Raw genomic sequence first — 14,983 nt, 5'->3', positions numbered from 1 at the left:
AACTAATGCGAACCGTTCGCAATACAAGGTGGCTTCGAAATTATTGCATTGCTGCTCGCGCCTGCTCAGCGAGCGCCGCCATCGCCTGTCGCCAAGGCGCCGGACCATAGCTGATCCGGGCGACGCCGCATCGAGCCAGTTCGGCGTTATCCATCCCGTCGAGGTGCATGATGTTGACCGGCAGGCTCACGGCCTCACAAAGCGCGCCGATCAGGTCTAGGTCGCCCAGCCCGGGTGCAAAGAAGCAACCCGCCCCCGCTTCGCTGTAAGAAGCTGCTCGCTCTATCGCCTGATCGACCAGTTCCCGCCGATTTGGGTTGTCGCCCGTCATCAGTGCCGCAAGGAAAACATCGGTACGCGCGTTTATGAACAATCCCTGCGCAGCAACCGTGGCAATGCGCCGCGCCTGCTCGGCAACCGGACGCAGTCCAGCGCCATCGAGCAGGCGATCCTCCAGATTGCAGCCTATCGCCCCCGCCTCGCGCAGCGCCGTCGCATTCCTGGCCAGCGCCGCCTCGTCGATCCCGAAACCAGTCTCGAAATCGACCGTAAGGGGCGCGTTTACGGAAGCTGCGATCCGACGCACGATCGCCAGCAGCACCTCGAACGGTATGTCCTCGCCATCCCCGTATCCCTGCGCACCGGCGAGCGATAGACTGCCCGTCGCGATCGCGCGGGCACCGGCTTGCTCCACCGCGATCGCGCTGCCGGCATCCCAGATGTTGAACAGCACCAGTGGTTCTGCGCTGCGATGCAACGCTGCGAATTCTGCGATTGTCGTCACTTACTGCTCCTCGCGCCTCAGCAATTCACGTTTGATATCGAGGCCATACGCATAGCCGCCGAGATCGCCGCCTGTGCGGATCACGCGATGGCACGGGATCAGCACCGCGACATTGTTGCGCGCATTCGCGCTGCCCGCCGCGCGCACCGCCTTCGGATTCCCCGCCGCCGCGGCGATTTCGGCGTAGGTGCGTGTTTCGCCCGGCGGGATGGCACGAAGCGCCTCCCAGCACGCCTCCTGAAAAGCGGTCCCCTTCACGTCGATCGGGATATGGGAGAAGTCGCCCGGCGCCTCCACGCCGGCGACGACATCGGCGAGCAACGCCTCGAACTCGTCCCCGCCTTCAACCAGATCGGCTTTCGGGAAGCGGCGGGCAAGTTCGCTCACGTCCTCGTTGAACGAAAGGCGACATACGCCCTTGGCCGTTGCGGCCACCAGCATCGGTCCCATGCTGGTATCGACTACCGCCCAATGGATCGTCACTCCTGCTCCGCCATTCGCCCACGCACTTGCCGCCATCCCCAATCGCCCTTTGGTATTCTCGTAAAAGCGGGAGGCCGAACCGTAGCCCGCTTCATAGATCGCATCGGTCACGCTTGCGCTACCCGACAATGCGTCCCGCGCGCGCTGTTCGCGCAGGGCCCGGGCATAGGCAGCGGGCGACAGCCCAATGGCACGTTTGAAAACGCGTTGGAAATGCGCCCGCGAATAGCCGGTAAGCTGTGCAAGTGCGGTCAGCGAAGGCGCATCCTCGGCGCTGCGGATTTCATCGATCGCCGCCAGGACCGCCGCCTCGTCGCGCCCTACATTGTCGGGCAGACAGCGCTTGCAGGCGCGCAACCCCGCTGCCCGAGCCGCAGCCCCATCCGCGAAAAAACGAACATTGCCCCGGTCCGGATGGCGCGCTGCGCAGGACGGCCGACAATAGATGCCAGTGGTCAATACACCGGTGACGAAGCGACCATCGAATGAGCGGTCGCGGCGCTTGACAGCGCTCCAGGCAGTCTCCGCATCGATCATAGCAAGTTTCTCCATAGCTCAATGCAGGCCATTGTGCGCAAGTCTCGTGACATGTGCATCCCGAAGCTTGCGATCAAAGCGGATGGCCGTCACAAGCCCCTGTCAGATGAGACATCTGCTCAGCCTTTTCGCCGCTTTTCTCGTTCTGCTCGCACCGGGATCCATACGAGCCGACCCCGCCGATATCGACGCCGCGGCGCGCGGAGTTGTGCGCGTGGTGATCATCGGTGAAGAGGATGATGAACTGTTTCCCGTCAGCCACGGCACAGGTTTTGCGGTTTCCGGCGATACCGTGGTGACTAATGCCCACGTCGTGCGCGATGCCATGCACGACAAGGACATGGATATCGGCATCGTTTCATCCGGTGGCGGTGAGGCGGTTTATGGCCAGCTTATCGCGGTCTCGGGGAGGAACGATCTTGCGCTGATCCGCATTACTGGCGATCTGCGGCTCCCCCCGCTGGCAATCGCCGGGGGGATGCCGCCTGACAGCGGCGAGGTAACCAGCGTTGGCTACCCCATGAATGTGGACCGTGCGCAGGGGTTGTCGATCAGCGATATCTTTCGCAGTCAGCCGCCGGTGAAGAGCCGCGGCTTCGTATCCGGCGCGCGGCCCAGCCGTCAGTTCGATACCATTCTGCATACGGCACCGATCGCGCGAGGAAACTCGGGTGGTCCGCTGGTCGACAGTTGCGGCCGCGTCGTGGGCGTCAACAGTTTCGGTGCAGACAATGACGGCGGCGATGCCGAGTTTTTCTTTGCCGTGTCGAATCGCGAACTGATCCCCTTCCTGCGTGCCAACGAGATCGAGCCGCGCATCAACAACACAACCTGCCGCTCGATGGCGGATCTCGATCAGGCCGAACGCGAGCGAATGCAGCGCGAACAGATCGCCGCGCGGGAAGACCTTGCCGAACGATCGGAAGCACAGCGGGCCAGACGCGATCGCGCGCTGCTTGAAGCGGAACAGGCAGTCATTACCGACCGCGAGGATCGCGTATTCCTTTCCTTCGTCCTGCTGCTCGTGGCATTCGGGCTCGGTCAGTGGGCACTCGCATTGTGGAACAAGGACCCGCGCGACGACAAGAAGCTTCGGATCGTAGGAGGGGCAACGGCGGTGGTCGTCCTTGTTGCACTTGCGGCTTACCTCACGCGCCCAGGACTCGACGAAATCGATCGCCGGGTTGCCGCCGCAATGCAGGATGGCGACGACGATGCGGGCGGAGGCGAAGCGGGCGAACCCGGCGATCTGGCCTTGCTTTGCAGGTTAGTCCCCGAACGCAGCCGCATTACGAGTGCCGATGTGAAGGACGTCGAATTCGACTGGACGGCCGATGGCTGCGTCAACACGCGGACGCAGTATGGCTTTTCCGGTGGCACATGGTCGCGCGTCTTCGTGCCGGACGATGAAGACGCGGTTTCGGTGAACAGTTTCGATCCCGACCGCCGTATCTTCCGGACCGAACGCTATCTGCTGCCTCGCACCGAGATGAACGAAGCCCGCGAGGCGCGCGGCAAATTCGAAGCACCCAAGTGCGGGAGCGAGAACGCCGCCGCGCAGCTTGGCGAATTGCAGAGCGAGGTGCTCGGTCGGATGCCCCAGCAGGCCAATGAGAGGCTTGTCTACGAGTGCAACGCCCGCAACTAGCGGGAAAGCGGCTTTCCCGAGACTTTGGCCGACGCAAGGCAAGGCGACGACCGATAAGCCCGTGCCGTGCGAACAACGGCTTTTCGAACGGAGTGCAGATTAGCCATCCGGAGTCGGCTTGCCATTGACGGGGGGCTTTGCTAGGCGCGCGCCGACCTTGCCGGGGCGACTCTCGTCTGCCCGCAAACGGCTTGGCTCGCACAGACTTTTCTTCCGGACCCGAGAGGACCTCAAGCGCGTGGATATTTCCGCCGGTATTCAGGCTAGCCTGGCAGGGCGTTACGCTTCGGCCCTATTCGATCTCGCCAGCGAAAACGGAACCGTGACCTCGGTCGAATCGGACCTCGAGAAGCTCGAGACTGCACTCGCCGAATCGGTCGAGCTTGCCGCCGTCACGACCAATCCCAAGGTTTCGCGTGCCGATGCACAGAAAGCGCTTGGGGGCGTCTCGACCGTGCTTGGCGTTTCGGAACTGACGCAGAATTTCCTTGGCGTGCTGGCGCAGAACCGCCGCTTGGCACAATTGCCTGCCGTGATCCGCGCCTTCCGCGCAATCGCCGCCGCACAACGCGGCGAAGTGACCGCCGAGGTCACGAGCGCGCATGCCCTTACCGATGCACAACTTGCCGAACTCAAGACCAAGCTGACGGCCCGCGAAGGCCGCACGGTCAAACTTTCCACGAAGGTCGATCCCGATCTGCTCGGCGGCCTCGTCGTCACCATCGGATCGAAGCGCATCGACGCCTCGATCCGCACCCGTCTCAATTCGCTTTCCCAGGCCATGAAGGCTTAAAGGACACACATCATGGATATCCGCGCCGCAGAAATCTCGAAGGTCATCAAGGACCAGATCGCCAATTTCGGCACCGAAGCCGAAGTCAGCGAAGTGGGCACCGTGCTGAGCGTTGGTGACGGCATCGCCCGCATCCACGGCCTCGACAAGGTTCAGGCCGGTGAGATGATCGAATTCGCCAATGGCGTTCAGGGCATGGCGCTCAACCTTGAAAACGACAATGTCGGTGCCGTGATCTTCGGTTCGGACGCGGAGATCAAGGAAGGCGACAGCGTCAAGCGGACCCAAACCATCGTCGACGTGCCCGTCGGCAAGGGTCTGCTCGGTCGCGTGGTCGATGCCCTTGGCAACCCGATCGACGGCAAGGGCCCGATCGAATCCACCGAACGCCGCCGCGTCGAAGTGAAGGCTCCGGGCATCATCCCGCGTGAATCGGTTTCGGAGCCCGTGCAGTCGGGCCTCAAGGCTATCGACGCGCTCGTGCCCGTTGGCCGCGGCCAGCGCGAACTCATCATCGGCGACCGTCAGACCGGTAAGTCGGCCGTGGCAATCGACACCTTCATCAACCAGAAGGAAGTCAACGCCTCGGGCGATGAAGGCAAGAAGCTGTACTGCATCTACGTCGCCGTCGGTCAGAAGCGCTCGACCGTTGCGCAGATCGTCAAGCAGCTCGAAGAGAACGGCGCGATGGAATACTCCATCGTCGTTGCCGCGACCGCTTCGGAACCGGCTCCGCTGCAGTATCTCGCTCCCTACACCGGCTGCACGATGGGCGAATTCTTCCGCGACAACGGCATGCACGCCGTGATCGTCTACGACGACCTGTCCAAGCAGGCCGTTGCATACCGCCAGATGTCGCTGCTGCTGCGCCGCCCGCCGGGCCGCGAAGCCTATCCGGGCGACGTGTTCTATCTCCACAGCCGCTTGCTCGAGCGTGCGGCCAAGATGAATGGCAATAACGGTTCGGGCTCGCTCACCGCGCTGCCGATCATCGAAACGCAGGCGGGCGACGTGTCGGCCTATATCCCGACCAACGTGATCTCGATCACCGACGGTCAGATCTTCCTCGAAACCGACCTGTTCTATCAGGGCATTCGCCCGGCCATCAACGTCGGCCTGTCGGTCAGCCGCGTAGGCGGGGCCGCCCAGACCAAGGCGATGAAGAAGGTCGCCGGTTCGATGAAGCTTGACCTGGCACAGTATCGCGAAATGGCCGCTTTTGCGCAGTTCGGTTCGGACCTCGATGCTGCCACGCAGAAGCTCCTCAACCGCGGCGCGCGCCTGACCGAGCTGCTCAAGCAGCCGCAGTTTTCGCCGATGCCGGTTGAAGAACAGGTCGTGTCGATCTTCGCCGGGACGAATGGCTATCTCGACGGTGTCGCTGTCGACCGCGTAACCGATTACGAAGCCCAGATGCTGAGCTTCATGCGGTCCGAACATGCTAGCGTGCTGGAAGAAATCCGCACCACTGGTAAGTTCGAGGACGATACGAAGAACAAGGTCGTCGACGCGCTCAAGACCTTCGCCAAGCAGTTCGCCTGATCGACCGATGAGTTATACCGTTTTCGCCACCATCCCGGTCAAGCCAGAGCATATGGAGGCCGCCGCTCAGGCATTGGCCGCTATCGTGCCTGCAACGCGTGCCGAAGACGGATGCATCTCTTTCGAACCGCACCGCGCAGCGGACGGTTCGAGCACGATCATGATTTTCGAAGAGTGGGCGGATCGCGACGCGTTCGATTTCCACCATGCTCAGGAATATACCAAAGACGTCTTCGCCAGATACGAGAACTGGCTCCAGTCGGAACCGCAACTCGTCGAAGTGAAGTCGCTGGAAGGCTGAACAGGATATGGCTAGCCTCAAAGAACTCAAGGGCCGGATCAACTCGGTCAAATCGACCCAGAAGATCACCAAGGCCAAGCAGATGGTCGCGGCGGCCAAGCTGCGCCGTGCGCAGGCGGCGGCCGAAGCCGCGCGACCCTATGCCGAGCGGCTGTCGGGCGTGATGGCCTCGCTTGCCGGCATGGTCAGCGGAGACAGTGCGCCGAAACTGCTCGCCGGCACCGGATCGGACAAGCGCCACCTGCTGGTGGTCGTCAACACCGACAAGGGTTTGTGCGGCGGTCTCAACTCCAACATCGTCAAGGCTGCCAAGGTCAAGGCAAGGGCCTTGATTGCCGAAGGTAAGGACGTGAAGTTCTATCTTGTCGGCAAAAAAGGCCGCGCCCCGATCAAGCGCGACTTTGCCAACAATATCGAAAAACATTTCGACACGTCGACTGTGCGCAATCCGGGCTTCGAAGAAGCCGAAGCGATCGCCGACGATCTGATCGAACGTTTCGAAAAGGGTGAATTCGATGTCGCCCACCTCGTATACCCGATCTTTCAGTCGGCTCTCGCGCAGGATCCGACGGTCGATCAGCTGATCCCCGTGCCATCGCCCGAAGGTGGCGCGACCGGCGGTGACGCGGTTGTCGAATACGAGCCGGGCGAAGAAGAGATCCTCGAGGAACTCCTGCCCCGCTACGTCAAGACGCAGCTATTCGGTGCCCTGCTGGAACGCGAAGCGTCCGAACAGGGCGCCTCGATGACGGCGATGGACAACGCGACGCGCAACGCGGGCGACCTCATCAACAAGCTTACCATCCAATACAACCGAAGCCGTCAGGCGGCGATTACCACCGAGCTGATCGAAATCATCGCCGGTGCAGAAGCACTCTAAGGATACATTACGTGAAGAACTTCGCCCTCCTCCTTCCCCTTGCCCTGCTCGCCGCCTGCGGCGAGGAGCCCGCGGCTCAGCCGACCCCTGAACAGGTGGTCACGCCCGAGCCGATCGAAACTCTCGCGGCACCGGACCAGGCCTTCTTCACCGCGAAGTACGCCGAGACATGCCCGGAGGATGAGGCAGTCAACACCGCCGTTTGCAAACGCGCCGGCATGGGCTCGCCCGATGTTTTGTGCGAATTCGGTCTCGGCGAAGACGAGTATCTCCGCAACAAGGCAACCCTTACCGCCGGCGACGGCGAATGGACCTTTGCCGATCCGGAAAATGTTTGCGTCGGCTAAGGCGCAATAAACCCCAAGTCAGGACATAGATCATGGCCACCGCTCCCGTACTCAACCAATCGCCCAACGGCACCATCAGCCAGGTCATCGGCGCTGTCGTCGACGTGCAGTTCGAAGGCGAACTGCCCGCCATCCTGACCGCACTCGAAACGAAGAACGGCGACAACACGCTGGTCCTCGAAGTCGCGCAGCACCTCGGTGAAAACACCGTCCGCACCATCGCGATGGACGGTACCGACGGCCTGACGCGCGGCAGCGAAGTGATCAACACCGGCAAGCAGATTTCCGTGCCGGTCGGCCCGAAAACGCTCGGCCGCATCATGAACGTTGTCGGCGAGCCGATCGACGAGCGCGGCCCGATCGGCGCCGAACAGACCGCCCCGATCCACGCCGAGGCCCCGCTGTTCGTCGACCAGTCGACCGAAGCGGCCATCCTTGTGACCGGGATCAAGGTCATCGATCTTCTCGCCCCCTATGCGAAGGGCGGCAAGATCGGCCTGTTCGGCGGTGCCGGCGTCGGCAAAACCGTGCTGATCCAGGAACTCATCAACAACATCGCGAAGGGCCACGGCGGCGTTTCCGTCTTCGCGGGCGTCGGCGAGCGTACCCGCGAGGGCAACGACCTCTACCACGAATTCCTCGACGCAGGCGTCATCGCCAAGAACGACAATGGCGAAGCGATCTCCGAGGGCTCCAAAGTGGCGCTGGTCTTCGGCCAGATGAACGAACCTCCGGGCGCCCGGGCACGCGTCGCTCTGTCGGGCCTGACCATGGCGGAATATTTCCGCGATCAGGAAGGCCAGGACGTGCTGTTCTTCGTCGACAACATCTTCCGCTTCACCCAGGCGGGCTCGGAAGTGTCGGCGCTGCTCGGCCGTATTCCTTCCGCGGTGGGCTACCAGCCGACCCTGTCGACCGACATGGGTAACCTGCAGGAACGCATCACCTCGACCACCAAGGGCTCGATCACCTCGGTTCAGGCCATCTACGTTCCCGCCGACGACCTTACCGACCCGGCCCCGGCGACTTCGTTCGCCCACCTGGACGCAACGACCACCCTGAGCCGTGCAATCTCGGAGCTGGGCATCTACCCGGCGGTCGACCCGCTCGACTCCACCAGCCGCGTCCTCGAACCGCGCGTCGTCGGCCAAGAGCACTACGAAACAGCCCGTAAGGTTCAGGAAACACTGCAGAAATACAAGAGCCTGCAGGACATCATCGCCATTCTCGGTATGGACGAACTCAGCGAAGAAGATAAGCTGACCGTGGCCCGCGCGCGCAAGATCCAGCGCTTCTTGTCGCAGCCGTTCCACGTGGCAGAGGTGTTCACCAACATTCCCGGCGTGTTCGTCCAGCTCGAAGACACCATCAAGTCGTTCAAAGCCGTCGTCGAAGGCGAATACGATCACCTGCCCGAGGCCGCCTTCTACATGGTCGGCGGCATCGACCAGGCGGTCGAGAAGGCCAAGAAACTGGCCGAGGACTCCTAAGCTCATGGCCCTTCACTTCGAACTTGTCACACCGGCCAAGCTGGTCCGTTCGGAAGACGTCCACATGGTCGTCGTGCCCGGTACGGAAGGCGAATTCGGCGTGCTCGAAGGCCATGCGCCATTCATGTCGACGATCCGCGATGGAGCAGTACAGGTCTACAAGACCGAAGGCGCAGCACCCGAAACCATCGAGGTCCGCGGCGGCTTTGCCGAAGTGGGCGAGAATGGGCTGACGGTGCTGGCGGAACACGTCGACGGCTGACTGCCTCACGACAAACCGGACAAGCGAAGGGCGGCCCATTGGGTCGCCCTTTTTTGCTTGCCGGTGCTGTCAGGCAAACAGCGAAGCGGCAATCGAATATTAACTACGCTGTGCAAGAAACTCGCGCGCACCTGCACCGGGGAAGAATTGTTTCGATGACTGCACTTAGCCTGGAGATTCCGACAAGCGGGCAGGCCACGAACACCTCGCGCGAGTGGCTGTGGCTCGTGCCGCTGCTCACACTCTGCGCGCTTATTGTGCGCATGCCCTACATGGGCGACCATAACGCCGATGTGGACGAACAGCTCTATGCGCTGATCGGCAGCCAGATTTGGCAGGGGCAACTGCCTTTCGTCGACCTGTGGGATCGCAAGCCTTTTGGCCTGTTCCTGCTCTTCGGTCTCGCCGACGCGAGCGGACTGCCCGCGCCGTGGTCCTATCAGCTCCTCGCGACCGGTTTCATCGTGCTTGGTGCCGTCCTGCTGCGCCGCCTTGCCCTCCTGCTGGTCGACGGTGGCATCGCTACGGTGTTGGCGATGCTCTATATCGTTCTGATGACGATCTACGGCTCGCAATCGGCGCAGGCGGAGGTCTTCCATGTACCGGCAATTCTCGGCATGGCACTGCTTGTACGCGATACCGGTCATCCACAGGCCATTCGGCGGGCGCTTCTCGCCATGCTCATCGGGGGGCTGGCGTTGCAGGTGAAATACACCGTTCTGCCGCAGTGCCTCTTCTTTGGTCTATGGGCGCTTTGGGGGCAATATCGTGCAGGCCGTAGTACGGCCGAACTCGCAACAATAACATCAGGCTTCGCCGCAATCGGCATATTGCCCAGCGCGATTGTTGGGCTATTCTACCTCGCGGTAGGCGGATGGGACGAGTTCTGGTTTGCCAATTTCGTCAGCTTTTTCCTCCGTGCACCCTACCCGGGCGGACGTTTCGTGGCATTGCAGACGCTCTTCCTTGCGCCACTGATCATCTTGGCAATTGCGGGCACATATGCGCGATTCCGCATTCGCCCGCCGCGCGATCTTGCAAGCTACCGCTTCTTCTGGGCCATGTTCGGTGCATCGCTCGCGACCGTCTACCTGCCTTCGACCGTCTATGCCTACTATTTTGCCGCGCTGGTTCCCGGCGCATTGCTAGTCGCTATACCGTTCTTCGATCGCGAGGGACCGTTCAGGGTTATCTTTCTCGTCGTTACCAGCGTGCTTTTGTTCGGCCTGCTCTACTACCCGTCACGCATCGAAGCATCGCAGGCAAATCGTGCGGCAATGGACAAACTGGCTGCAGCCATCGAACCGCATGTCGACGGCGACAAGGCCTGTCTGTGGGTTTTCGATGGCCCGACGGCGTTGTACTCCACCACGGATAGCTGCTTGCCGACGCGGCTGATCTATCCCGACCATCTCAACAACGCGCTTGAACGCAACTCGCTCGAAGTCAGGCAGATCGACGAGGTTCGCCGCATCTTCGCCACCCAACCGCCCGTCGTCGTGACCGCCGACCGCCCATTCACGCTGCAGAACGAAGAAGTACTCGCGCACGTGCAGTCGACGCTGGCTGAAAAATATGTAGTCATCGCCAAGGAGCGCATTCAGCATCGCAACCTTTCCATCTGGCTGCGACGGGATCTGTCAACGCCAGGCTACTGACCAAGTGAGTCTTGTCAGGGCTTTGCTGGGACGGCACAAGACGTTTCTGCAAATTCCGGAGGGACGCACTTGAAACTCGTATCTGCGCTGGCCATTGCCGCTGCCATGACGCTTACAACCCATACGGCAGTTGCTCAGGATGACATCCCCGGCCCTGCAGAAGATAGTTACATCTGGCTCGAAGAAGCCCGCAGCGACAAGGCGCTCGACTGGGTTCGCGCCGAAAACGAACGCACCATGGAATTGATCGCCGGCGATCCCCGCTTTGAGGAGGTCAAGGCGGAAGCGCTGGCGATTTACGATAGTGAAGATCGCATTCCCTACGTATCGATCCGTCCGGATGGACTGTACAATTTCTGGCAGGACAAGCAGAACCCGCGCGGCCTCGTCCGCCGGACCACGCTGGCAAGCTATCGCACCGACAATCCGGAATGGGAAACCGTGCTCGATGTCGACGCTCTTGCCACGGCCGAGGGCCGCGAATGGGTCTACAAGGGCTATACCTGCCTGCCGCCCGAAGAACGCCTGTGCATGATCGCGCTATCCGATGGCGGAGAGGACGCCACGGTGCTTCGCGAATTCGACATGGCGACCAAGAGCTTCGTCGAGAATGGTTTCGTGCTCGATCAGAAAAGTCAGGGCGGCATCCAATGGCTCGACAAGGACACATTGCTCGTTAGCCGCGATTTCGGTGAAGGCACGCTAACCGAGAGCCAGTATCCGCGTACCACGCGCCGTTGGAAGCGCGGAACGCCGATCGCGGAAGCGGAGGAAATCTGGCGCGGCGAGGAGTCCGACGTATGGTCGGGCGCGACTTTGCTGCGCGATCACACCGGAACCGTTCACGGCACGTATGCCTTCCGTGCGACCAGCTTTCACGAGACCGAATATTACTGGCAGAAGGACGGCGAGTGGGTCCGGTTGGACATGCCGCTCAAGGCTGCGCCTTACGGGTTGATCGACGGTCAGTTGCTGTTTTCGACCGATGTCGATTGGGAAACGCAGGGTACAACATTCCCGGCCGATGCCCTCGTTTCGGTCGATCTGGAACAGTTCAAAGCCGATCCCAACGGTGCAGCGAAGACGCTCGTCTGGGCTCCGGAAGACAGGCAGACCAAGCAAGGGGCGGCGAACACGTCCGAAAGTCTCTATGTCAGCCTGCTCGACAATGTGCGTGGCAGGGTGCTCAAATTCGATCACGTCGACGGATCTTGGGTTTCGAGCGAGATAGAACTGCCGGACAATTCGACGCTGGACGTCGCAGCCGCTTCGGACGGATCGGATGAGATCATGTATTCGGTCACCGATTTCCTGACACCCTCGACGCTCTATTATTCCGACGGCAGCGGTGCGCCGGAAGTTATCAAGACCTCGCCGAGCTACTTCGATGCAACCGGTATGGAGGTCGAACAGTTCGAGGCGACCAGCGCCGATGGAACGAAAATTCCCTATTTCCTGGTCAAGCCGAAGGGCATGGCAATGGACGGTACCAACCCGACGCTGCTTACCGGATATGGCGGCTTCCAGGTTCCACGCCTGCCCTCCTATCTGGGCTCGATCGGAAAAATCTGGCTCGAGCGCGGCGGAGCCTATATCCTCGGGAATATGCGCGGCGGCGGCGAATTCGGCCCCGGCTGGCACCAGAGCGCGATCCGCGAAAACAAGCAGCGTACCTGGGACGATTTCATTGCCATCGCGGAAGATGCCATCGCCCGCGACATCACTTCGCCCGAGCACCTTGGCATCCAGGGCGGTTCCCAGGGCGGTTTGCTGGTCGGGACGGCCTTTACCCAGCGACCCGAATTGTTCAACGCGGCAATCGTCCAGATTCCGCTGTTCGACATGCTGCGCTATCACCTCATCGGCCGCGGCGCGTCCTGGGTTGGAGAATACGGCGATCCGCGCGTTCCCGAACAACGTGCATGGATCGAACCCTATTCGCCCTACCAGAAGCTGCTCGAAGCCAAGGACTACCCCGCCCCGTTCTTCTGGGCCTCGACCGCGGATGACCGCACCCACCCGGCGCATGCGCGCAAGGGAGCTGCAAGGGTGAAGGAACTCGGCCAGGACTATTTCTATTTCGAGGACACGACAGGCGGCCATTCCGGCGGCGTCGACAATGAACAGCGCGCCAAGATTCAGGCGCTGCAGATGATCTATCTGCTCCAGCGCCTCGCGGACTGACAATGGAAACGGGGGCAATTGATGTGCCCCCCTTTACGCTTTGGTAAGCAAGATTTCGTAGGATCGCCGAGATAAAACGGGTTGCATCATCCGAAAGCGGAGATGCGGAGTGTCACAAGTTTCTCACAAGCCACGGATCGCGGCCAGCGATCCAGCCATCCTGCGTCGCGCGGACGGAACCGAGATTGCCTGCAGGTTCGTCGACGTGTCGAGGGAAGGGTTTCGTCTCGTCGTTCCGCACGGTGTGCCGTGCGGCAGCAGTTACACATTGAGTTTCGCCAGCGAACGACATCGGGTCGCCATTCGCTGGGCGTCGCTGGACGAAGTGGGCGGCGAGTTTCTCGACTAAAAGCCTGGAACCTAACGCGCCCTTCGGGTCGGTGCGTGAAAATCGGGCGGCTTGTCGGCCACCCACTGAACAAACTTCGTCACTGCCGGATTGGCGAAGATGGCTGTGCGGTCACCACCCATACGGGCCAGTTCCGCGTTGGTGAAATTCGCATGAATTGCACGGTGACAGATCGGGTGAACGGGAACCGTCTCCCGCCCCTTTTTCGCTTTGGGAACAAGGTGATGCTGTTGCACCTTGTTGCCTAACGGTCGCTCGCAAAGCCAGCAGGCCTCGACATCGGTCATCCCGGTATTCGCCGGAATAACGCCTTCGCGATCACTTTTTCTCCGCGGCCTTCTTCTTTTTCATCGTGTCGTGGAAGCGGTCGGCCCAGCCGGGCTTCACGATCTGCTCGCCACGCACCATGCGCAAGTCACCGGCGCCGACATCGCGGCTGACCGCGCTGCCTGCCCCGACGATCGCGTCAGGACCGATCGTTACCGGGGCGATCAACGCGCTGTTGGAGCCGATAAAGGCGCGTTCGCCGATCACGGTCTTGTATTTGAAATAGCCATCGTAATTGCAGGTTATCGTGCCGGCGCCGATATTTGCCCCCGCACCCACTTCGGCATCGCCGAGATAAGTCAGGTGGCTGGCCTTCGCGCCTTCGCCCAGCACCGCTTGTTTCATTTCGACAAAGTTCCCCACGAAGGCTCCCTTTTCCATCACCGCGCCGGGGCGCAGGCGGGCATAGGGGCCAACCGAGCAGTCTTCGCCCACTGCTGCGCCTTCGAGGTGGCTGAACGCGCGGATACGAGCGCCGCGCGCCACCCTGACACCGGGGCCGAAGACGACGTTGGGTTCGATGGTGACATCGGGCGCGAGTTCGGTATCCCAGCTGAAGAAAACCGTTTCAGGCGCTTTCAGCGTCACCCCGTTTTCCATCGCCTCGGTGCGTTTTAGCTCCTGCCACTGCGCTTCTGCCTGGGCGAGTTCGCTACGACTGTTGATCCCGGCAACTTCATCAGGCTTTTCCGTAGTAACCGCGGCACAAACCCGTCCGTCACCGACTGCAACGTTGACGATGTCGGGCAGGTAGTATTCCCCTTGCGCATTGTCGTTGTCGAGCCGGTCCAGCAGATCGAACAGGTCTTCGGCGCGCGCTGCCATCAAACCTGAATTGCACAGGCGGCAGGCACGCTCGGCCTCGTTGGCGTCCTTGAACTCGACCATCTTTTCGATCGTGTTGTCGGCGTGCGTGATGACGCGGCCATACTGCAATGGATCGGCGGGCTCGAAACCAAGGACAACCACTGCGGGCGCATCGGGGGAGCGTAGCCTGTCGAGCATGGTCTGCATGGTTTCGGTCTTGATAAAGGGCGCATCGCCCAGGAGCATCAGGACATCGCCGGTAAAACCCGACAGCGCATCCTTCGCCTGCGCCACCGCATGACCCGTGCCTAGCTGCGGCTCCTGAACAACGCATTCGACGCGGTCGCCAACCTGGTCCACGACCTGTTGGCGCGCGTCGCCCACGATCACTATGGTACGCGCCGGTGCCAGTCCCTCGACCGAGGACATCAGGTGCTCGATGATGGGGCGTCCGGCAATATTGTGCAGAACCTTGTGCAGGTTGCTCTTGAGGCGGGAGCCCTTGCCCGCAGCAAGGATGACGGCGGCGAATTCGCGATTTGTGCTCATGGCGCAGTGCCTTGCCATCAATCGCTTGCAGTTTGAAGAACC

The 14,983-nt window shown here is 61.4% G+C and carries 15 protein-coding genes; 11 read left to right on the top strand and 4 right to left on the bottom strand.

Annotation, left to right across the window (positions count from 1 at the left end; all coding sequences use genetic code 11):
- Window positions 1–40 precede the first annotated feature (40 nt).
- Complete coding sequence (locus K3174_RS08255; protein WP_221557787.1) at window positions 41–784, bottom strand: isocitrate lyase/PEP mutase family protein; 744 nt, start codon at window positions 782–784, stop codon at window positions 41–43.
- A complete protein-coding gene (locus tag K3174_RS08250; RefSeq protein ID WP_221557786.1) occupies window positions 785–1,819 on the bottom strand; it encodes a bifunctional transcriptional activator/DNA repair enzyme AdaA in 1,035 nt (344 codons plus the stop codon).
- A 91-nt stretch (window positions 1,820–1,910) separates the two neighbouring features.
- On the opposite strand from K3174_RS08250, the gene K3174_RS08245 reads away from it, so the two are divergent.
- The 11 genes from K3174_RS08245 (at window position 1,911) to K3174_RS08195 (ending at window position 13,258) form a co-directional block, all read left to right on the top strand.
- Window positions 1,911–3,452 carry a S1C family serine protease gene (locus tag K3174_RS08245; protein ID WP_221557785.1) on the top strand — a complete coding sequence of 514 codons (1,542 nt, stop codon included), beginning with the start codon at window positions 1,911–1,913 and terminating at the stop codon, window positions 3,450–3,452.
- 238 nt (window positions 3,453–3,690) lie between these two features.
- Window positions 3,691–4,245 (top strand): F0F1 ATP synthase subunit delta, encoded by a 555-nt coding sequence (locus K3174_RS08240; protein ID WP_221557784.1) that lies wholly within the window; start codon window positions 3,691–3,693, stop codon window positions 4,243–4,245.
- A 12-nt stretch (window positions 4,246–4,257) separates the two neighbouring features.
- Window positions 4,258–5,787 (top strand): F0F1 ATP synthase subunit alpha, encoded by a 1,530-nt coding sequence (gene atpA, locus K3174_RS08235; RefSeq protein ID WP_221557783.1) that lies wholly within the window; start codon window positions 4,258–4,260, stop codon window positions 5,785–5,787.
- Between the two features lie 7 nt (window positions 5,788–5,794).
- Window positions 5,795–6,088 (top strand): putative quinol monooxygenase, encoded by a 294-nt coding sequence (locus K3174_RS08230; RefSeq protein ID WP_221557782.1) that lies wholly within the window; start codon window positions 5,795–5,797, stop codon window positions 6,086–6,088.
- Window positions 6,089–6,095: 7 nt separating this feature from the next.
- Window positions 6,096–6,968: a F0F1 ATP synthase subunit gamma gene (locus tag K3174_RS08225; RefSeq protein ID WP_221557781.1), complete on the top strand. Its 873-nt coding sequence runs from the start codon at window positions 6,096–6,098 to the stop codon at window positions 6,966–6,968.
- An 11-nt stretch (window positions 6,969–6,979) separates the two neighbouring features.
- Window positions 6,980–7,315, top strand: a complete 336-nt coding sequence (locus tag K3174_RS08220; protein ID WP_221557780.1) for a hypothetical protein — start codon at window positions 6,980–6,982, stop codon at window positions 7,313–7,315.
- A 32-nt stretch (window positions 7,316–7,347) separates the two neighbouring features.
- Window positions 7,348–8,805, top strand: a complete 1,458-nt coding sequence (atpD, locus tag K3174_RS08215; RefSeq protein WP_221557779.1) for a F0F1 ATP synthase subunit beta — start codon at window positions 7,348–7,350, stop codon at window positions 8,803–8,805.
- Between the two features lie 4 nt (window positions 8,806–8,809).
- Window positions 8,810–9,067: an ATP synthase F1 subunit epsilon gene (locus K3174_RS08210; RefSeq protein WP_221557778.1), complete on the top strand. Its 258-nt coding sequence runs from the start codon at window positions 8,810–8,812 to the stop codon at window positions 9,065–9,067.
- Between the two features lie 155 nt (window positions 9,068–9,222).
- On the top strand, window positions 9,223–10,725 hold the full coding sequence (locus tag K3174_RS08205; RefSeq protein ID WP_221557777.1) for a hypothetical protein: 1,503 nt from the start codon (window positions 9,223–9,225) through the stop codon (window positions 10,723–10,725).
- Window positions 10,726–10,794: 69 nt separating this feature from the next.
- Window positions 10,795–12,909 (top strand): prolyl oligopeptidase family serine peptidase, encoded by a 2,115-nt coding sequence (locus K3174_RS08200; RefSeq protein WP_345719609.1) that lies wholly within the window; start codon window positions 10,795–10,797, stop codon window positions 12,907–12,909.
- Window positions 12,910–13,018: 109 nt separating this feature from the next.
- Window positions 13,019–13,258, top strand: coding sequence for a hypothetical protein (locus tag K3174_RS08195; RefSeq protein ID WP_221557776.1), 240 nt, complete (start codon window positions 13,019–13,021; stop codon window positions 13,256–13,258).
- Between the two features lie 11 nt (window positions 13,259–13,269).
- On the opposite strand, the gene K3174_RS08190 is transcribed toward K3174_RS08195, so the two are convergent.
- Together K3174_RS08190 and glmU are read right to left on the bottom strand one after the other, a co-directional pair.
- Window positions 13,270–13,545 carry an HNH endonuclease gene (locus K3174_RS08190; RefSeq protein WP_221557775.1) on the bottom strand — a complete coding sequence of 92 codons (276 nt, stop codon included), beginning with the start codon at window positions 13,543–13,545 and terminating at the stop codon, window positions 13,270–13,272.
- Between the two features lie 31 nt (window positions 13,546–13,576).
- The gene (gene glmU, locus K3174_RS08185; protein ID WP_221557774.1) at window positions 13,577–14,941 is read right to left on the bottom strand and encodes a bifunctional UDP-N-acetylglucosamine diphosphorylase/glucosamine-1-phosphate N-acetyltransferase GlmU; all 1,365 of its coding nucleotides are present in this window, start codon (window positions 14,939–14,941) and stop codon (window positions 13,577–13,579) included.
- Window positions 14,942–14,983: the final 42 nt, after the last annotated feature.

Source organism: Qipengyuania qiaonensis (genome assembly GCF_019711515.1).
In the GTDB taxonomy this organism is placed as follows: Bacteria; Pseudomonadota; Alphaproteobacteria; order Sphingomonadales; family Sphingomonadaceae; genus Qipengyuania; species Qipengyuania qiaonensis.
This window is presented reverse-complemented; position numbering and strand designations above follow the sequence as displayed.

What these genes read in the sequence shown, in the direction of transcription:
- K3174_RS08250 (WP_221557786.1), bottom strand. Translation starts at nt 1,819, where the DNA reads ATGGAGAAACTTGCTATGATCGATGCGGAGACTGCCTGGAGCGCTGTC.
- K3174_RS08230 (WP_221557782.1), top strand. Translation starts at nt 5,795, where the DNA reads ATGAGTTATACCGTTTTCGCCACCATCCCGGTCAAGCCAGAGCATATG.
- K3174_RS08190 (WP_221557775.1), bottom strand. Translation starts at nt 13,545, where the DNA reads ATGACCGATGTCGAGGCCTGCTGGCTTTGCGAGCGACCGTTAGGCAAC.
- K3174_RS08210 (WP_221557778.1), top strand. Translation starts at nt 8,810, where the DNA reads ATGGCCCTTCACTTCGAACTTGTCACACCGGCCAAGCTGGTCCGTTCG.
- glmU (WP_221557774.1), bottom strand. Translation starts at nt 14,941, where the DNA reads ATGAGCACAAATCGCGAATTCGCCGCCGTCATCCTTGCTGCGGGCAAG.
- atpD (WP_221557779.1), top strand. Translation starts at nt 7,348, where the DNA reads ATGGCCACCGCTCCCGTACTCAACCAATCGCCCAACGGCACCATCAGC.
- atpA (WP_221557783.1), top strand. Translation starts at nt 4,258, where the DNA reads ATGGATATCCGCGCCGCAGAAATCTCGAAGGTCATCAAGGACCAGATC.
- K3174_RS08205 (WP_221557777.1), top strand. Translation starts at nt 9,223, where the DNA reads ATGACTGCACTTAGCCTGGAGATTCCGACAAGCGGGCAGGCCACGAAC.
- K3174_RS08225 (WP_221557781.1), top strand. Translation starts at nt 6,096, where the DNA reads ATGGCTAGCCTCAAAGAACTCAAGGGCCGGATCAACTCGGTCAAATCG.
- K3174_RS08245 (WP_221557785.1), top strand. Translation starts at nt 1,911, where the DNA reads ATGAGACATCTGCTCAGCCTTTTCGCCGCTTTTCTCGTTCTGCTCGCA.